This is a genomic window from Bdellovibrionales bacterium (assembly GCA_016716765.1).
In the GTDB taxonomy this organism is placed as follows: Bacteria; Bdellovibrionota; Bdellovibrionia; order Bdellovibrionales; family UBA1609; genus JADJVA01.
Genome location: JADJVA010000020.1, coordinates 1 through 18,971 on the forward strand (window position 1 = coordinate 1; position 18,971 = coordinate 18,971).

General features: G+C 45.7%; 19 protein-coding genes. 8 read left to right on the forward strand and 11 right to left on the reverse strand.

Going from position 1 to position 18,971, the window contains the following annotated elements:
* The 4 genes from IPL83_08800 to IPL83_08815 all read left to right on the forward strand — a co-directional run.
* A partial coding sequence (locus tag IPL83_08800; protein ID MBK9039240.1) for a hypothetical protein occupies nucleotides 1-566 on the forward strand: 566 nt, incomplete at its 5' end.
* Nucleotides 567-987: 421 nt separating this feature from the next.
* Complete coding sequence (locus IPL83_08805) at nucleotides 988-1,488, forward strand: alkaline phosphatase family protein (protein ID MBK9039241.1); 501 nt, start codon at nucleotides 988-990, stop codon at nucleotides 1,486-1,488.
* A 7-nt stretch (nucleotides 1,489-1,495) separates the two neighbouring features.
* On the forward strand, nucleotides 1,496-2,050 hold the full coding sequence (locus IPL83_08810) for a hypothetical protein (protein ID MBK9039242.1): 555 nt from the start codon (nucleotides 1,496-1,498) through the stop codon (nucleotides 2,048-2,050).
* 165 nt (nucleotides 2,051-2,215) lie between these two features.
* Entirely contained in the window at nucleotides 2,216-3,094 is an 879-nt protein-coding gene (locus tag IPL83_08815; GenBank protein ID MBK9039243.1) for an endonuclease, read from the forward strand.
* Nucleotides 3,095-3,098: 4 nt separating this feature from the next.
* Here IPL83_08815 and IPL83_08820 read toward each other — a convergent pair whose 3' ends face one another.
* Entirely contained in the window at nucleotides 3,099-3,641 is a 543-nt protein-coding gene (locus tag IPL83_08820; GenBank protein ID MBK9039244.1) for a hypothetical protein, read from the reverse strand.
* A gap of 123 nt (nucleotides 3,642-3,764) precedes the next feature.
* On the opposite strand from IPL83_08820, the gene IPL83_08825 reads away from it, so the two are divergent.
* Nucleotides 3,765-4,184 (forward strand): CBS domain-containing protein, encoded by a 420-nt coding sequence (locus tag IPL83_08825; GenBank protein MBK9039245.1) that lies wholly within the window; start codon nucleotides 3,765-3,767, stop codon nucleotides 4,182-4,184.
* A 17-nt stretch (nucleotides 4,185-4,201) separates the two neighbouring features.
* Here IPL83_08825 and IPL83_08830 read toward each other — a convergent pair whose 3' ends face one another.
* The 5 genes from IPL83_08830 to IPL83_08850 all read right to left on the reverse strand — a co-directional run bounded on the left by IPL83_08830 (nucleotide 4,202) and on the right by IPL83_08850 (nucleotide 9,000).
* The gene (locus IPL83_08830) at nucleotides 4,202-4,630 is read right to left on the reverse strand and encodes a hypothetical protein (GenBank protein MBK9039246.1); all 429 of its coding nucleotides are present in this window, start codon (nucleotides 4,628-4,630) and stop codon (nucleotides 4,202-4,204) included.
* A gap of 64 nt (nucleotides 4,631-4,694) precedes the next feature.
* Complete coding sequence (locus IPL83_08835; protein ID MBK9039247.1) at nucleotides 4,695-5,939, reverse strand: hypothetical protein; 1,245 nt, start codon at nucleotides 5,937-5,939, stop codon at nucleotides 4,695-4,697.
* A gap of 41 nt (nucleotides 5,940-5,980) precedes the next feature.
* A complete protein-coding gene (locus IPL83_08840; GenBank protein MBK9039248.1) occupies nucleotides 5,981-6,358 on the reverse strand; it encodes a hypothetical protein in 378 nt (125 codons plus the stop codon).
* A gap of 109 nt (nucleotides 6,359-6,467) precedes the next feature.
* Nucleotides 6,468-7,889, reverse strand: a complete 1,422-nt coding sequence (locus IPL83_08845) for a fibronectin type III domain-containing protein (GenBank protein MBK9039249.1) — start codon at nucleotides 7,887-7,889, stop codon at nucleotides 6,468-6,470.
* 394 nt (nucleotides 7,890-8,283) lie between these two features.
* Nucleotides 8,284-9,000, reverse strand: coding sequence for a peptidylprolyl isomerase (locus IPL83_08850; protein ID MBK9039250.1), 717 nt, complete (start codon nucleotides 8,998-9,000; stop codon nucleotides 8,284-8,286).
* Nucleotides 9,001-9,181: 181 nt separating this feature from the next.
* Here IPL83_08850 and IPL83_08855 point away from each other — a divergent pair, with 181 nt between their 5' ends.
* Complete coding sequence (locus IPL83_08855; protein MBK9039251.1) at nucleotides 9,182-10,342, forward strand: patatin-like phospholipase family protein; 1,161 nt, start codon at nucleotides 9,182-9,184, stop codon at nucleotides 10,340-10,342.
* Nucleotides 10,343-10,348: 6 nt separating this feature from the next.
* Here IPL83_08855 and IPL83_08860 read toward each other — a convergent pair whose 3' ends face one another.
* Nucleotides 10,349-11,599 carry a DegT/DnrJ/EryC1/StrS family aminotransferase gene (locus IPL83_08860; protein ID MBK9039252.1) on the reverse strand — a complete coding sequence of 417 codons (1,251 nt, stop codon included), beginning with the start codon at nucleotides 11,597-11,599 and terminating at the stop codon, nucleotides 10,349-10,351.
* Nucleotides 11,600-11,679: 80 nt separating this feature from the next.
* On the opposite strand from IPL83_08860, the gene IPL83_08865 reads away from it, so the two are divergent.
* Nucleotides 11,680-13,197: a radical SAM protein gene (locus IPL83_08865; GenBank protein MBK9039253.1), complete on the forward strand. Its 1,518-nt coding sequence runs from the start codon at nucleotides 11,680-11,682 to the stop codon at nucleotides 13,195-13,197.
* A 9-nt stretch (nucleotides 13,198-13,206) separates the two neighbouring features.
* Here IPL83_08865 and IPL83_08870 read toward each other — a convergent pair whose 3' ends face one another.
* Together IPL83_08870 and IPL83_08875 are read right to left on the reverse strand one after the other, a co-directional pair.
* The gene (locus IPL83_08870; protein ID MBK9039254.1) at nucleotides 13,207-14,550 is read right to left on the reverse strand and encodes an AI-2E family transporter; all 1,344 of its coding nucleotides are present in this window, start codon (nucleotides 14,548-14,550) and stop codon (nucleotides 13,207-13,209) included.
* Nucleotides 14,550-15,071 (reverse strand): cyclic nucleotide-binding domain-containing protein, encoded by a 522-nt coding sequence (locus IPL83_08875; GenBank protein ID MBK9039255.1) that lies wholly within the window; start codon nucleotides 15,069-15,071, stop codon nucleotides 14,550-14,552. The genes IPL83_08870 and IPL83_08875 overlap by 1 nt, the downstream gene beginning before the upstream one ends.
* A 220-nt stretch (nucleotides 15,072-15,291) precedes the next feature.
* On the opposite strand from IPL83_08875, the gene IPL83_08880 reads away from it, so the two are divergent.
* Complete coding sequence (locus IPL83_08880; GenBank protein MBK9039256.1) at nucleotides 15,292-16,944, forward strand: 4Fe-4S dicluster domain-containing protein; 1,653 nt, start codon at nucleotides 15,292-15,294, stop codon at nucleotides 16,942-16,944.
* A 66-nt stretch (nucleotides 16,945-17,010) separates the two neighbouring features.
* Here IPL83_08880 and IPL83_08885 read toward each other — a convergent pair whose 3' ends face one another.
* Both IPL83_08885 and IPL83_08890 read right to left on the reverse strand, forming a co-directional pair.
* Nucleotides 17,011-17,349, reverse strand: coding sequence for a histidine triad nucleotide-binding protein (locus tag IPL83_08885; GenBank protein ID MBK9039257.1), 339 nt, complete (start codon nucleotides 17,347-17,349; stop codon nucleotides 17,011-17,013).
* A gap of 108 nt (nucleotides 17,350-17,457) precedes the next feature.
* Entirely contained in the window at nucleotides 17,458-18,873 is a 1,416-nt protein-coding gene (locus tag IPL83_08890; GenBank protein ID MBK9039258.1) for a hypothetical protein, read from the reverse strand.
* Nucleotides 18,874-18,971 lie beyond the last annotated feature (98 nt).

Consider the following 18,971-nt stretch of genomic DNA (forward strand, 5'->3'; position numbering starts at 1 on the left):
AGGTCATTTATGTTGCAGACCAGGACGATTGGGACAACACCGAACTCTTTTTGGCAACGGTGAATGTGGCTGCGAGCAGCGTCAAGCTTCATTCCAATTTGAGTGGAACCAATAAAGAAATCAGACCCCTTCTTTGGATTTCGAATAATGCAAGCTATGTTGTTTTTGTTGCTGACCTCTCGACTGAGGGAGTATTCGAATACTTTTCAGTCGATATTTCAGGCGTACCCGGCTTACCCGTCCGCTTGAACCCTCCTTTTGCCACCACTGAATTGGGCCCGTGTTGCTTTGTGACCATCAGTCCTGATTCGAGCAAGGTCCTTTATAGCGCTGACGTTGATTTGAATGGCGAAACCGAGCTCTATTCGGTTCCTATTGGTGGCGGAGGCGCAGTGAAACTGACTCCTGATCCTGTCGCGGGTGGTGGCTTTAAGTATCCCGCCCAGTTTACTCCAGACAGCTCCCGGGTTTTGTTTGTTGGTGATTTTCATATAGATGAAAAAAAGGAACTCTATTCCATACCTGCTGCAGGAGGAACGCTCGTCCGCTTGGCCGAACAGACATGATCGACAACGGTGATGTTCATGCATTTGAAATATCTCCTGACGGCAGCCATGTTTCTTTTGTTTCCGATAGGGAACAGGATGGGAAGGCGCCCTGCTGGGTGACAAACCCCAGCGGCACAATGCCGCCAAAAGTTGCCTACTTGACTAGCTCCTCAGATGTGTCCATTTCAAAGTGTGATTTTGGCCGAGTTTCCAACGAGCTTTTCATTGTAGGAAATTTGGTCAACTCCTCCTTGGATCGTGCCTTTTTTATCAATTATTGATAGACCAGCGCGCTGGGATATTTGAAAAGAAGGATCTAGACTATAATCTAGACTATAATATTTATATGGCGCGTCTCTCCGACCTACCGAGTCTTGATTATGGAGCTTTGCAAAAGAGAGAATGAATTGGTTTTCTGGTCCGGGGGAGGCAAAGAGACATGTTCAGAACCTACATAAGAGTCACTCTTCGATTATTTTCTTTTGTTGTTTGTCTTTTGTTTCAATTTCAACTGCTCTGCTTTGCCAGTTCAAAAGTTGAAATTCTCGAACCTGTCATTCAGTTTTCCTTCGGATCCTGCAACAAGGAGACGCTCCCTCAACCACTTTGGACCGCTCTCACTGCCATCAAACCACAGTTTTATATCTGGATGGGAGACGCCATTTACGGAGATGCTCGCGATCCCAAGATACTCAAAGAAAAATTTCAAATTCAACTTCATCAGCCGGACTACGCACATTTTATCCAGAAAACGCCGATCATTGGAACCTGGGACGACCACGACTATGGAAAAAATAATGCCGGTCGAAACTGGAAGATCAAGGAGATTGCTCAGCAATATTTTTTGGATTTCATTGGTGAGCCGCCCGTGAGTTCCCCGTCGACAGCAGAAGGGCATATATACTTCTTACCTCATGGGCCCACCTGGGCAGCAGATTAAAATTATTTTGCTCGATACTCGGTATCACAAGTCCCACGCAGATGACATTCCTGATGATATTTTGGGAGAACAGCAATGGGAGTGGCTCGAACGCGAGCTAAAGACGAGTCCGGCCCAAGCCCATTTTCTCGTCAGCAGTTTTTCAGTGCTCTCACCTAGCTTGGCCGGAGGTGAGCAATGGATTGACTTTTCAAATTCCTGGGAACGCTTCAATGAGATTCTCAAACGCACTCATCCTAAGGGTCTTGCCATTCTCACTGGGGACCGACACTTTGGCGGACTGCTCACTCGAAAACTTGAGGATGGTTATACTTATTATGAACTCATGTCGAGCGGACTGACTCATGTCGCAAAGTCTGTCGTCAGATCTGTTTTGCAGCAAATCTACGGAAAAGAGAATACCCTATTTGAGCGAAATTTTGGAAGGATCAAAATCGACTGGGGACAATCGGGGCGAATCAAGCAAATGGAATTTTCTCTTCATTCAGACACCACGATGACTCGTCCTGCTTGGACCCGAGTGTTTGCCCTAAATAACGACAATTGGGTTCTCCAACAATAGTCGGCAGTCGTATTTTTCGATTGGACTTATGTCCAGTTTCTTGAACTCATTCCTCTTCTTCATTTTTTTCGTTGATCAAACTCAATGGCTAACTAGACTTTACCTGTCGTGAAACGTCTCCGTTTTCTCATTTTATTTAGGAACAATAACAAAAGGGGATTTAGCATGTTGAGATCCGAAATTCTAAAGTCACTGGGTTTTAGTTTACTTATCGCTCTGCAAGCTCAAGCCGCCCCTGTTTTCGATAATCCAAACGCCTACTACGGTCAGGATTTCTACAACGAACTCGCCCAAGGAAACCTCAAGAACCAAAATTTAAAAGATAAGCTCAATGCCATTCTTAAAAAAGTTCATATTGGACATCCAGATGACTACGATGAAATTTCTGAAAGCTGTCCCAGTAAAGCAAAGTGCACTCAATTTAGAAAATTCTCGTATAACGAAGCCAGGCAATTTCTATTTGGGCAGCTCCACCTAGAAGCCAGCCCTAAGGGTGGGTATCAACTGCGCACGGTCTATTGCGAAGAAACTCTTGATTCTTCTCGCTTTGGTAGAAATGGTGGCCCGGGTCCTGGCCGCATTCCCGATTCTGCTCTGGTCAATACGGAACACGCCTGGCCCCAAAGCAAATTCAATCGAGCGGAACCCATTAATACCCAAAAGACAGATCTCCACATTCTTTATCCAGTCCTCACTTATGTGAACACGATTCGCGGAAATCGCCCCTATGGCGAGGTTCAAGATCCGCTTCCTTCCCCCTGCCCGGATGTTAAGGTGGGTCGAATATCCGAAGATTCCTCAAATATTTATTTTGAACCGGCGGCAAAAGAGCGAGGAAACCTGGCCAGATCTTTGTTCTATTTCTCTGTTCGATATAAGAATGCCATCGACAAAATTCAAGAGGCCTATCTGAGAAAGTGGAATCACGAGGACCCTGTTTCCGAAGAGGAAAAAGAAAGAAATGACAAGATTTATGACTTTCAAGGAACCCGAAATCCCTTTGTCGACCACCCCGATCTCTCAGATCTCATATCTGATTTCTAATTGGCTAGAAGAGGCTCTTGCACGCAAGATAACTGCGGGTCAGAGCCTCCGAAAGTTCCATTGCGAAAATTCTATGCTCTATTAAGGTTCGTGTTTTTAGGGCTGCATTGAAACACGAATATTCCTCTTGAACCCGATCTAGGATGGCAAATTTTTTCTGGCTGCACATTTTACAAGGCCGAGCTTGATCCCATTCAAAGCCTTCAATGATATCAGTTTGAATACACACTCGACGGGGAAAGGCTTCATGATCTATGCAAATCATCTCCGCCATCACTCGAGAAGGGAGGTTCTTGCCCAGTCGAATTCTCTGACAAAAATAATTTGCAGCAGAATGACAAAGGCTCTCTTTCTCCGACTGATCGAGTCTGGAGAGTTCCTCAATCAATTTATCCGAATAAATTTCATGAGGATTCTCAATGCCCTCCTGCCAACGTCCACAATTTTGAAATAATCCCAAAAGCACAAAAAAAATTGTGCCACACAAAAAAATGAGCCGAAGCTTCTTCGGAGTGAGTAGCGACTGAAGACGAGACCCTTTTGTCATCACACAAATCTACCATTGTCTGGTCCTGATGACAATTTGTTGAAGTCCAGAAAGGAAAATGATTAGAATGATTGAAGCGAAAGACATAAGATATCCAACGGATAAAGAGAAGTGGGGATTCCCGTGAAAACAAAAATTGAAGACATTATGGCTACCGAAGTTATTACGGTGAGTCCAGATACCAATATTCGAGAGGCTTCTATCCTAATGGCCTCCCACAAAATCGGCGCGGTTCTCGTCACGATGGACAAGTCCTTAGTTGGAATGTTTTCAGAGAGGGACCTGCTCAACAGAGTTGTTTCTAAACATATCGACCCTGATTTCACCCTGATTAAAGAGATCATGAGCTCTCCGGTATCGACCATCACAGTTGGGGCTAGCATCAACGACGCCCTTTATGTCATGACGGTCAAGCACATACGACACCTCCCCGTCGTCGATGCTCAAGGCGAACTAAAAGGAATGCTGGGAATTCGCGATCTTCTCGAATCTGTCTTAAATGAGACTATCGACGAATTCGTCACAAAAAAAACAAACAACTAAATGGCGCCATTGTTGAACTAGCCGGGGTTGGTCTTAGGGATATTTTCGCAATTCAATCGGCCTCGCAAAATCGGCCCTGCAAAATTGAGTTCATGCACAAAAAGGTGTTGAGTCTTAGATTCGAGACCCTCCACCCACATCAGATCAAAACCGTTATCCCAACTCTCAGGCTGAAAACAATCCAATAATATTCTATTTCCATCAAAATACTGGATCGTTTCAGAACTTGAGCATGGATACTCCGCGATCTTTTCTAGGCCAGCCGGACCCTCAAAAAAAAGCACTCCTTTGGTTTCAGTTGGACCTGAAGACACCAAATGAACCCTCCATCCAAACTCCACCCCTTCCGGCTCGCCACAGACGACATTCCAAGGATCCTCATCATCGGCCTCGCCAAATGAAAGGAAAAAGGAGATTAAAACGGCGAGACCTTTGAGGAACAGCAATATTCAATCCTTCCGACTGGTGGATCAGCTTTCTGCTCCATGTCCCATAGATTCAGGACACTTCTCACTGGCGATCAAACATACTCTTGCCCTCGGAGCTTGGGTCCAGCTCTGCAGGCGATGCCAAATCACGCAAAATCCTCAGTTCGTCCATTGCCATTCTCGGCATGCGAATATCTCCAGTTCCGGAGAATTCGACATGCAGATTTTGTTCGAGCCGCCGATAGCATCCCACTGCTACTTTGGTGTGAGGTGATCTCTTGATACAAGCCTTGTAGTAAAATTGATTGGCATCTCCCTCACCCATCTCTGAAATAACCTCATATGATTCACCTAATAAATTGAGGGCCTGAGCTTGTTCAACTGAGGATGATTCCGTTCGTAAAAAATCATGGAGAAGCGCTGAAGCACGCAAGTAATGAATGTAGGACCCACGATCCCCCCAATAGTCTTCATTCTTACGAGCCTCTTTCAAGATCTGTTGGGCCTGAATGAGCGGACTCAACGTTGATTTTTTTTCCATTGAGTCTTTCCAAGAAAGAATCGCCTTTTTCCATTCTTCAACATTTGTTTTTTGGTAAGTTGGCAAATTGGAATTTGACAATATGGTGTTCACAATTCGCTCTGCGACCGCTGGATCCTGCTTTGAGCGCACCGCCACGTTCAGAGCTGAATTTCCAGCCTTGACCCAAGCCTCAGCCTCAGTGGAAGCAAGTTGCTTGTCCGATAAAACGACTTCATATTGCTGAATTGCCTGTTCGTAATGGCGCACAGCAGCCAAAAGATCTCCCTTCTCTATCGGATTGAGGCGCTGAAAAGATGCTTCTTTTTGCCAATCCACAAACTCGGGGCCCCATGTTCCTCGCGAATGACAGCGCACGCACATGCCTGTTGCATTTTTCAAAATCACCCGCGAGAAATCCCTTTTTCCTGACTTAAGACCTTCAACTGCCAATTTAATTTCTCGATCCAAAGTGCTCGAAATCACTGACAGATAAGGATCTTTATCCATTTTCTTGCCCAAATCAGTTTTTCCTCTTTCCTTGTTGACGTCATGCGCAAGGCTCGCCATTTTTGTCAGGCTCTCTTGAATTTTAATGCGATTCTCTGGAGCATTAAATTCTCTAGCGCTAACCACGTAAGGGTAAATCTCCACGAGAGTTTGACCCATTTCCTGCATCTGCCCCTTCCAGGCATCACTGGGTGGATCCCCCTTCTTCGCTCCCTGAGAACACGCCCCCAAAAAGAGTGCCACCAATACAAAACCAAGAGCATTTAATAGGAACCGAGAGTCAATTAGACGCTTCATTTTGATGTCTCCCAACAAAGGCCATATCTATAAAAATCAGATCATATTCTGAGTACAATGCTAACAATGACATAAAGAAAACTGAGGATTCCAAGAACCACCCATGTGTTCCTCTGGCGGTCCACTGTGACCTCGAAACTGTTCACCGACACGTTTTCCAGAAAATATCCAATCGAGCGATCATACTGAAAAATACTGGAAACGTAAATGCACAAAAATGTAGCCTCAAAGATACCTGCTGTTACATGCTGCACACCCAAGTATGCTCCATAACCCAACCTACCCACCACTATAAGAATTAACAGCCCCATAATCAGCCGAATCCAAAAACGAATCTGCACCATACCTTCTCTGATCCTTGAATCCGAAAACCGCTCAATGATACGACGATCTCGATGTAGGTTTCGACGATCTGACATTTTGACTCTCCTTGCCGGCGAGTCTCAATTTTAAGCAAATATGTCTCAGATAGTCAGTAAAGATTCCACCAATGGCTGGTGGAATCTTGTAACTAGACCAAAGAAGTGGTTATCGCATTGTACGAAATGCGACGGGACCGCTAAAGGAGGGATCTCCCTCTATTGCAGAAAATACTCTGATCGAATAAAGGGTGTTGGCAGTCAACCCGCTCAGCTCAACACTGTGATTGAGAACACCTGTTACGATCAGTGGCGTCATCCATTTTTGACCGGTGAGACTTTCTGTCACTTCAACTTGTGAGGATGAGAACAGATCTGTCGTCCATGTCACTTGGGCAGAAACTGAGGTGATACTCTCAACCTTCACTTTGGTAATAACGACGGGAATGGTTTCTGGGTTTTGGCTCGGCTTCAAACAGTAACTGATATAGACTTCTGAGTTCTCAAGCCCCGCATACCCAGTCAAATGTAGCTCCGAAACCAGTTGTTCAAATTTAAACGGAACCCCAACCCCATCAACCTCAGCCTGAATTGTGGTTTCATCGATTTCGCGACCTCTATTATCTAAGGGATATTCCGTAATTAAATTCAGTTTTTTGGTCACTAAACTCCCGATCTGCGCCAATCCTTCATAGAGACGTCCTCCGGCAAGATCTACCATCAACCCATTGTTCGCTCTAATAATATCTGTGACCCCATAGGCTATTTCGTTTTCACCATCAGCTGGAAATTTTGAATCTTCGAAATAGATAATGCCAGAGACAAGCAATGGACGCTGACCCTGATGATCTCGAATTTTTAAATAGGTGCTTTCTGGAGTGAGCTGTTGGCAATACTTATTAAAGGCAGGTGTTTCTTTGCGGTCTGGATCATAGACCGGAGTTACACCCTCGGGATAGCGAGCACAAATATCGTTCTCATCAGCAACAAAGACGAGAGCCAAAGCAGCATCTTCTCGAAAAAAGCCCAGCGCCTTAGATTCAGCTAACTTATCGGCATCCAAGGCTCGCGACAATGAATAAAGACCAACTTCCCCACCATCTGTTTCATTTTCTGTGGCCACATTTGCCATTCGGCTACGAAGAATTGTGCGGATATCAGCTAAAGCCATCGTTTCTGTATCAAGGACAAATGGTCCCACCTCTTTGTAACGATAGAGCTTTCCCGACCAGGTACCAGCGTGCGCCAACATGATTCCAATTCTCACGTTCGCATCCGAAGGAAGGGCCCCCACAAAGGCATCAACTCCATCCCCTATGGAAGTCCGTTCTTCATTCAATGAGCCCGAGGTATCAACCATAAATAGCACATCAATATTTTTAGTAATCTCAGCCTTTGGCTGATACTGAGTGTAAGAAAAACAGCTGTCTGGAGGAAATTTCCGCACAAGATCTGGAGGAACATGCTCCGGAGGCGTATTGACCGCCGTATCAAGCGCTCCCTGTTCCATTTCATTTAGCGGGCACCCAGAAGAAAAAAGGACAATAGACGCAAGACAAAATAGACCAAGAATTCCATGTAAATGTCTCATATTGAACTCCTCAGGACAGCAAACGTTTCAACTTTTTTCCTGATACCGGAGACAACTTACATGCAATGACTCTTCCCGGATCCAACCATGACCAAATTCAGACTACACCGAAGAGGCCTTAAAATAAATTGCCAATACTTAGACATTTTATCGAAGTTTCCCAAAGAGAAACGCTCAATGACCGCCATTCAACCACCAGTTGCTTTTGTAATTGAAAAACGCCCAACATTTAAACGATAAAAATTTTCTAAGATTTTCCGAAAACTGACTTCTTATGATCCAACGACCTACAATGAGATGCTTTGTCTCATTTTCAAGAATTGAAAAACCACGGCCGGTCGCCCTAGACCACCGGCCATTTACCTAACCAAGAGGTTCTATGCTATGCAACCGACTATTTGGAAATCTCGGCGCTCTTAATATAGTCCATTTGTGGGAAGGAGTCCTTCAGGTAGCTGTTGCCTTTGCTCTGGATAGCCCCCTGGTCTGGTCTTTCGCCATAAGCACTGTAAAGTTTTTTAACAACGTCCATGCCTTCAACGACTTTTGCCACGGGAGAAAAGCCCATGCTGTCAAGTCGAGTGTTATCGCCCAAATTAATGAACAATTGGGTTGTTCGAGTTCCAGGGCCCGCTGTGGCAAAAGAAATGGTTCCCATTTTATTGGACTCCTTGACGGGATCATCTTCGATATTTTTGTTCTTCCATTGCGAAGACACAATGGGGTCTCCATGAATTCCAAACTGGACGACAAAGCCATCGACCACCCGGAAGAAAGCAATGTCCTTGAAAAAACCACTTTGAACCAATTCATAAAGGCGATCGACTCCCTTCGGAGACCAAGAGCGGTTGGCCTCAATAGCGACTTTTCCTTTGGTCGTATCCAATACAATCTTGAATTTTTCAGGTGTTTGACTCACTTTCTTTTCCTTTCCAACTATCGTTTTATCCACTTTCGATTCCCCCCCAGCAGACTTTGCGGCCTCTCCATCTGAGGTGGATTTTTTCTGGGTTTTACCCTTGTTTTCTCCTTCAGCCAAAGCCTTTCCTCCCAAAGACACAGTAAAGAACACCGCTGCAGCAGCAAATACCGCAATTTTTTGTTTTAACATCTGATTCCTCCCTTGAAATTCGAAAATACCTGTTAGAAAATACCTGTTGTGCGACACTTCTTCTTCACTAACATTGGAGCGCGTTGTCATTCAAGCAGGTGTCTCGATTGATAGCGTTGAGTCCCAAACTATGCAAGGCTAGAATAAGAGAGGTCCAACACTGATACAGAAAGCTACATCCATGAAAACGAAGGAATCAGATTCTCCGCCAAATCAGAAGCAGCCGGGAATCGTCCTTTCTGGAGGAGGAGCGAGGGGAGCTTATCAAGCGGGCGTGATCCGTGCGATTTATGAGCTCAACAAAGAATTTCGAGCTCCGGATCTCTTTAAGATTATTTCGGGGGTCAGCGCCGGAGCTATTAATGCCGCCTTCATTGCTTCTCACGCTCAGGATCTTGAGTCCGCCACCGAAGGACTTTGCCAACTTTGGAGAAGTCTTAAGCCCGAAGACGTTTTTTCTAATAATCTTGGCACAATTGCCGCCAACGCCAGCCGGGTCATTCGCGGTCTGTCTTTTGGAGGTCTGAGCCAAAAGCTCAGACCTGACTCGATGGCCCTTCTTGACACAAGTCCTTTGCGGCAATTGCTCGGATCAGCCATACCTTTTGCTCAAATACAGAAGAATTTGGATAAGGGGCATCTGCACGCCGTTTGTCTTTCAGCAACCGATTATTCCACCTCTCTTGGAATTACTTTCGTTCAAGGCAAAGATGACCTCGCCATGTGGAACCGATCCCGACGCCACAGTGTCCGAGCCGAACTCACTCTAGATCACGTGATGGCTTCGAGCTCAATCCCCGTTTTTTTCCCTCCTGTCAAAGTGAATGGACGAGAATACGGAGACGGTTGTTTGCGAAATCAAGCCCCATTAAGCCCCGCCGTCCACATGGGTGCCAACCGCTTGATCGTGATCGGCATCCGTGCCTCCAGCCGCCTCCATTTAGAAAACACAACCCCCATGATGGCCACGCTGGGACGAATCACTGGGGTCATTGTCAATTCCATATTTATGGACGCCATCGAATCCGATTTAGAACGTGTTCACATCATTAACCAAGCATTAGGACAGAATGCCTCTCCTGGCGGTCCAATAGGTCTCAGGCCCGTCTACCCTTTTTATTTGCGACCATCAGAAGATATTGCAGAGATTGCTTTTAAGCACAGAGACAGACTCCCCAAGGTCTTTCGTTATCTCATGGGGGGTTTGGGGTCGGCTGAAGAAACCAGCGATCTTTTGAGCTTTCTCCTTTTTGACCCCCACTATTGCTCGGAACTCGTCGATCTGGGTTATCGTGATACGAAAGCTCGAACGGCCGAATTGGCCATGTTTCTCGAAGCTTAATCATTTTTATCGCACATAGCTGAGCAATACTTCTCGCAGTATTTTCGCAACCGCAACAACATCTTTTCGGGGCAAAGTCTGATGAATTCCGACAAAAAAAGAACGCGTACCCATGCTGCTGACGTTGACCAATCCATCATGTGGCAAGCCCCGGAAAGCGGGGTGATCTGCAATATTTCCACCCATCAAACTTCGGACTTCCACTCCCCTTGATTTAAGAATTCGGGCAACGTCTCGAGCATTCCCAAAATCAAGAGTGATCGGGAATACAAATGGAGACCCGCCGGTCTCTGGTCGCGTGTACACCCGAACCCGAGGGATATCTCTCAGAGAGTTGTACAGAGTTTCATATCGCCATAATCTGTTAACTTCTTGTTTATCAAAACTCCGTAGCTGAAAGCGGCCAAAGGCTGCGTTGAGTTCACTCATTTCAAGATTGTATCCCACTCTCTCATACCAAAAATTGTGGTCCATGCCTTCTGGGGCACTACATGATTCAGGATCAATGTGACACGTACATGCCCGCCCCCAATGAGCAATGGAATCGGTTAAACGAAAATTTTCCAAATTATTCGAGATAACAGCCCCTCCTCCATATGCGCTGAGGTGATGGGGGTGATAAAAGGACCAAGTTGTGAAATCTCCAAATTCATGGGCCTGTCGTCCCTCAATGTTCAGATTCATAGTTTCACAGGCATCTTGAATAATTTTGATATCATGTTCACTCGCAATTTCAGCTATTCGCTTCATGTCTACGGGAAAGCCAAGAAAGTGTGTCACCACCACAAGCTTCGTGTCAGCAAGAATGGCTCTTTTAAAGGCCTCGGGATCGATCGTAAATTCGCCAGGCTTAATATCCACAAGTGATACGTCAAAACCTGAAGTCATCAAAGAGGACAAGGTGGTTGGGAATGAAAAGCCTGCAGCAATGGCATGTCCGCCTCCAGTCAGTTCCCTGACTGCAGCTGCCGCAACTAAATTTGCTGAGGATCCTGAATTCACAAGACTCATTTGAGCTACATTGAATCTACCTGCCAGCTCCAACGCAAACAGCTTCAGATTCCTTCTGTTTTCCCCCATATTGGCCTTGAGGAATCTCGGAAATCCTCGATGCCCAATCTGACCCGTCGTGGGGTATCGGGGCAAGTCAGATGACCCCAGAATTCCTGCGCAAGCTGGGGGAATCCTTTCGGAGGCATGAGTCCATACAGAAATTAAAACAGCCACAACCAATATAAACTTACAAAAAAACTGCATGTTTTACAGACTCCTGGAGATTAATCGGGCCCATTCAATACAGGAATTACGGGCCTATTCAGCACAGGATAAGTGCTATCTTGACTAAATGCCAAAGCACCCCTATCCAGTCCCTCATGAGACACTTTCTTTCCTGTCCTTTTCCCCGCCACTTCCTTATTCTATTCTTTTCAATGGCCCTTTCTGATAAGGCATCGGCAGATCAAAAGCAAAAACAAAATAATTGCAGACAAGTCATTCAAGCCACTTCAGGCTTAAGCGGGCATGAGGATCTTGTTACTTGGATGAATTTTGTTCAACGTCATCCTCATGAATTTACAATTCAATACCCTCCTCGCAGGGAGTATTTCCAAGAAAATTTTCGAAATGCCGATCAAACCAATGTTTCTCCTGACAGAAAGTCGCCGTGGCTCCTCTATATTCATGTGCCATTTTGTTCGAGCCGCTGCTTTTTTTGCAATTTCGCTATTGATGTACGAAATCATCAATCCATTTATGAATCTTATGTGAATGCTGTCCAGAGTGAGCTCAGGAATCTTGAGATTCAGATTGGACCAGACGGCGTCCCCGGAATTGATATTGGAGGAGGAACTCCAACCCGCCTCCCAATCGAGTACCTCGAAAAACTGTTGATCGCGATAAAACCCTTCCAACTGTCCTCTCAACACCCTTTTGGGACAAGCATAGAAACCACACCCTCCATTGCCGGAAAAGAACCTGAAAAAATGGCTCTGCTCTCGTCCCAAGGTGTTCGTCGTGTCAGCATGGGAATACAAAGCTTCAACGACAAACATCTGTCGGATGTGAATCGGTATGCACAGATTGATATGGGGATGCTTGCGGCAATAAATATCCACGATTTGCCCTTCGAGCGCTTCAACGTTGACCTTATTTTTGGCTTACCAAATCAATCTGAACATGATTGGGAGGAAGACCTCCGACAAGTTGTCAAATTGAACCCAGATTCAATTACAACTTACGACTGTTTGTACCGCGGGAAAGGGCGAGCATTAACAAAAAAGACGCCCTGCTTGCCATCGCTTGATGACTACGGTCGTCTCTACGATATTGGATACAATTTTCTCGCAAGACACGGCTATTTCGCTCCCTATGGCTCTGTGAATTTTTCTCGAATTCCAGAGGAAACGGGAACAAGTGCCTATTTTGAAGGTCGGTTGCTAGATGGGCTTCCCTATGTTGGGGTTGGTAATTACGCTTCGAGCTGGCTGGGAGACACTTGGTATTTCAATGTAAAGAAAGTTGATCAATACATCGCTTTAGCAAAGGGCAATCAATCCTTGGTCGGCGACTCCTACGTTCTACCAAGTCTTGAATTGTATGCAAGGTACATATTGTTCTCCCTGAACTATGGGATCATTGACGAAAAAAAATTTTATAAGAGATTTGGAGTGGAGTTTTCAAAAATTTTTGAACGAGAGCTTGAGTACGCAATTGAAAAGAAATGGCTCGTCAAACGGGCTGGATTTTTATGGACAATTCCATACGGACAGTTCCGGAACATAAACTACATTCGCAGTCTCTTCTACTCAAGACAGGCCCGAGACTGGCTCATGCGTCTTCATGGCCATGGCTCCTAGAGCAGGTTGTCAGATTATTCGATAGTCCTTCAAGCCACGAAATGTATTTTGAAGAATGGTTTTAGTGATGACAATGGCGGGCACGGCAAGCAAGACACCCGCCAGCCCAAATAACATTGATCCTCCCATAATCCCCAAAATAACCACCAAGGGATGAAGGTTCACGGCACTTCCGAGCACAATGGGCTGAAAAACCAAGTTGTCGAGAGCAAAAACAATGGCAACCACAATTGAAACTGCCAAAAGAAGATTATCCAATGTCACCATTGGAATCAGGGGATTGATTTCTTCTGCAATAATCCCGTAGGTGAGACTAAGTCCAAGTCCCATCACTGGTCCCACAAGTGGGATTGCCGTCGCGAAGGCCGCTAGAAGACCAATCAATATCGCAACTTTTGGGGCAGCTCCAATTACAAATAGACCCAAAGCCAAACTCACTCCGACGAGCCCGCACTCCATCGAAAGTCCTCGCAGATACTTCCCTATTGCCCCATCGACGGCCTCTAACACTGTCAGCGATAATTCAAAATAACGATTTGGCACAAGGCGGACGAAAAATTGAGCAATGGCTCCATCATCTATAAGAAAAAAGAGGAACGCAATTGGCAGTAATAACCAGATGGAAAGTAAACTTACCACCATTTTTAACACCGACTGTTCGTGAGATCCTGAATTGGTGTTGGCGCTAGTGTTGGAACTAGAATTTGAATTGAGGCCAGAAACGGGACTGCCAACAGCGTTCAGATTGGCATTTGGAGCGGACTCGGTCATTGATTTCTCGGGAGTCAAGGAAGCTTCACCTGCCTTTGTCTTAGTATTCGCCAGAAAATATTCGTAATACTTCTCAGAAACCCTTTCATGTCCTTTCAGTCCCTGATGGTATTGTTCAAAAGCGAGGCTTTGCTCGGGTGACAGAGAAAGAATATTACTGAGTTGAACACGCACGGGATCAATATCGTCGGCCATCATTTCGTAGAGATAGTTGCCTCTTCCGGTCACAGAATCAATCCCCATGATTTTGTCAAATTTTTCATTCATTTTGAACTTCATCCTGACGAGAAGTTCCAGTTTTTCCTTTTCTGATGGAATATTGCTTTTCACAAAAAGGGCTCCCCCGAAAAGGACCCCCAAGATCAATGAAAATATGATTGCAAGTCTCAAACTATTTGGGAGCCAACGGTAACGAAAGAGTGTTTTCAAGGGTCTAAAAAGATAGGCCAACAAGATGCCAATGATAAGCGGAAGCATCAAGGGCCTGAGCGACCAAGCAAGATACGAAAAGCCCAAGATCAAGAGAGGAACAATGAACCCCGCAAAAACTAAGGATCGAAAACGCCGATTGTCATCCATCATTAAGCGCTCTTTCTCTGAACATCAGCTTGGCGGTTGGTTGCCTTTAATCTTTCGCCAACGATGAAAGCTAAGGACCGATATACCTCACAAGCGATTTCTGGATGAGATTTCGCCAGTTCGATGAGATCTGTTCGAAACAATGCGTACACTTCAGTTGGCTTTGTCGCTCTCGCTGATGCGGACCGAGGAGATTGATCGAGAAGGGCCAATTCGCCCAAGAATTCTGAGGACTTCAAGGATGCGAGAATGATCCGCGATTTAGGCTCACTCGTTGTTTCGACAACGACTTCACCTCGAATAATAACAAATAGCGCCGCACCTGGGTGATTGACTTCAAAAAGGTACTCATTTTCTTCATAGCGTCTCTCATGAAGTCGATTTGCCAGTATTTTGAGCTGCTGATCCGTCAAATGCTCAAAAAACGGAATGATCCGTAAAAAATCATTTCGCGAAACATCCCGAGACTTATTTTTTCGAAACTTACTGGACCAGAAAATTTCGTGAATCGATAAATTTGCCATTCAAGATAACCCTCACTTCATCACGCTGGTTCATCGGAATTAAGCCCTCACTTCTTGACAATAAGGCGGAGTGCCAATGAAAAAGGTTCCTCCTATTTAAATCCCGTTCACTTGACCTCGACAAAAGGATAGACAATGGGTCCTCTTTTGCCTAAAACCTCAAACTGGCAGCTCACAATATTGAATTGTGGTATCAAGACAGTGACTCAAGGAGGCCCCAATGACCCTCGGTTCATCTTTTGTCCCGGCCATATATCAACCAGATCTTTCTTGGCAAGACTTCATCATACAAGATCCTCCTCCAAACGACGACGCAGTGGAAATGGACGTCGTTTTTGTCGGAGGTGGACCCGCTGGACTTGCTGGGGCGATAGAGCTCGCCCGACTTGTAAAAAAGGACAAGGAAAATGGCGGAAATCTCGGCAATGTAGAAATTGGAGTTCTTGAGAAAGCAAGCGCACTCGGAGGACATAGTCTATCAGGAGCAGTGATCAATCCCGTTTCTTTAAAAATGTTGTTTCCCGAGCTTGAAATGAAGGACTTCCCCTTTCGAGGAGCCGTAAAGGGAGATTCGGTTTATGTTCTGACTGAATCGAAGTCAATTTGCATTCCCACACCACCAACCATGCACAACACCGGAAATTACCTGGCTTCGATTTGCGAAGTGGTCCGCTGGCTTGGCGGAAAGGCCGAAGAACTTGGAATTAATTTATTGACCAGTTTTCCCGCTGATTCACTCCTCGTAAAAGACAATTCAGTGATTGGAGTCAGAACAACACCTGCGGGACTTAATCGAGAGGGACAGCCAGGTGCGCAGTATATGCCACCCACTGATGTCTTGAGTCAGATCACAGTTCTCACTGAAGGCACACGCGGACCCCTGACCCAAGCTTATTTGAACTGGCAGAAAATTGAACCGGAGTCCCCTCAGATTTACGCTTTGGGAGTAAAGGAAATCTGGCGTGTCAAATCCTCGCCGACGCTGGTGACTCACACCATGGGCTGGCCCTTACCTACTGATGCCTTTGGCGGAAGTTTTATGTACCCACTGGGTGACGACCTTGTCGCAATTGGATTGGTCGTAGGTTTAGATTACCGTCAAAGCTCTCTCGACGTGCATCAATTGCTGCAAAAGTTAAAAAAACATCCTCTTTTCAACCAATACTTGGAAGGCGGTGAAGTCATTGAGTGGGGTGCCAAAACCATTCCCGAAGGAGGATATCATTCATTTCCTCAGCGGTTTCATGGAAGTGGCCTTTTGATGGCGGGAGATTGTGTTGGCATGGTTAATGTCCCTGCATTGAAGGGTATTCACTATGCGATTCTTTCAGGTATTCACTCCGCACGAGCTGCCTTTGATGCACTCAAGGCAAAGGATACCTCGGCAAAAGCTCTTTCTGGTTACGATCAATTGATAAAATCGAGCGTGATTCACAGCGATCTTTATAAAGTTCGCAATATGCGACAAGCCTTCAAGTCGGGATTTTATCTGGGTGGATTTAAGGCAGCTCTCATGTCAGCCTCTGGTGGAAGCCTCTTTGGGGGCGCCGTGAGCTTTGAAGAAGATGCCGAAGAGCCTAAAATATTTACTCCTGGTGAAAAAGGAGATGGCTTGAGCAAAGTTGACGCTGTTTATCTATCTGGAAATAAAACGCGAGATGATATCCCCTCTCATCTCATTGTTGGAAAGGAAGTCCCTCCCGATGTGGCCGAATTCTACACTCATGTCTGTCCTGCGGGCGTTTATGAAAAGCAGGGAGATAAGCTTGTAGTTAATGCTCCAAACTGCGTTGATTGCAAAGCCACTGATGTGTTGGGCCCTCGGTGGAAGCCACGTGAAGGTGGAAGCGGACCAAACTACAATCTCATGTAACTCAGTCAGGCAGGGCGGATATTCAAGGACAAAAAGTCCAGAGGAAAAACCTTTTGATATAAATATTCAACCCGGTGGCCAACTCATTTGTCGCCCGCCCAGGATATGAATATGAAGATGAGGAACGGATTGTCCTCCGTCACCATTTGTATTTATAACGAGTCGGTAGCCATTCGAAGCAAGTCCCAAGTCTCGCGCTATTTGCGAAGCTTTTAGCATAAGATGACCCAAAAGATCAGAGTGATCGGCCGTGACCTCCACCATGGATTCAATCACTTTTTTAGGAATCAAAAGAACGTGCACCGGAGCCTGAGGTGATACATCCCGAAAGGCCAAACACAACTCATCTTCGTAGACAATATCTGCGGGCAATTCCCGACGAATAATCCTATCAAAAATTCCCATAAAAATCCTTTTGGCCCGCGTCTGTTGTTCGACCCAGCGGGTGTTGGTGCCTTCTCTCGAGACATCTCCCTGTAAAAGTTCACAACATAACCAATTGACGGAGAGAGTTCAAGCAGCCTCTGTGGATTCCAAATTAGCCGGATCGCTTTTAATCAAGTGACCAAAGCGCTGGAGAAATTGATCAGCTTTTGACTGGCTTGAAAAATACCCCGGGCTTACAGTGGGGTGAAGACCCTTGGATTCGAGGAAAGCGAAGTAATGGCGAGTCACATCAGTCAAATATCGCCCTGGTGGATCCATTTTTCCCTCGACCACCAAAACGGTATAGGATCCAACCAAAAGAGAAGGCTGGTTGGCATGATGATTTCGCAAATATCCACCAAAGTCGTGCAGAAAGCCCTGGATTTCTCCAATGCCCCCCTGCTCGAGCTTTCGATAGTAAGGCAGCAGGTCATAAACCACGGCTTGAAATTCACCAACATTGAGATTGATCGTCTTTTCAAGGCGCAGATACCTCTGCAAGAGGGTCTGGCTTACGTTGTGTACCTGGTGTTTTCTCAGGTGATGAGACAAATAGTTAAATCCAAAAAACATTGAGATTCCGACAAAACCCAGGGCGCCGACCAAAAGCCAGGCTGTGGGTTCCTTTACCTCCAACAATGACCTCGCAGCAAGCGCAGAATAGGTTCCCATACCTAACAAATAGAGCAGCCAATGTCGTCGAGGTAGGCCCGAACACTTGAGGCGAATCAAAAAAGAGCCTCCATCAGATTCTTGCCAACGCAAAACTCTACTTGCCAGCATGAGGATTCCCTCCAGCAAGGGCAACGACAATAGAATCAACCAGATCAAACTATCCCGACTCGAAACCCCCGTCATCTCTGCGCTCAGAAATTGATTGGCAAGCCAAAATCCCATCCAGCCGGCGGCAAACTGATCTACGTCGTTTTCATTTCGAAAATAAGCCCAGAGTCCATTTGTGATAGCGATCAAAATAAATCCGATAGAACTCAACTGTATCTGGGTGGCATCCGTGACAAAGAAAAGATTGAGGACTAAAAAACAACCCCACCAAGACGACAAGCCTTTAAACATAACAAGCTTGGAATAACCCAAACTGACAAGAGCCACCAACGACCCCGCCAATAATACAGCTGGCATCTCAGAAAGGCCAAGCTGATTGATAAACGAGTTTTCTCCCACAACAGAGATACCGGCAAGCGCCCAAGACAGATACATAAATACCGTTTGTCCCGCGAAATCTCCCCGATGCACTCTTATCCATTCGGTAACAAAAAATGGTAGGAATGAAAAAATTAAATAGGCATCCTGAGCAGATCCGCTAAAAATCGCGAAAAAAACTGAAGCGATAAGAACGGCCACACTTCCCAGTCGGCCTCGTCCCTCTCCCAAAACCGTAATCGTCTGATTCTTCCATACTGGTAACCGCAAACGAATGAGAATCAGCCCTAAGCTGCCAACCAACCCGACGATTCCAACTCTTAGCCAATCCCAGCTCATCATTCCCACTTCTCGACCTAAGGATGTGAAAACTTAACGGAAATAAACAGCAGTGTTAAACTTCGTGTGGATCAGAATGATGCGATTGAAGAAATGTTCGT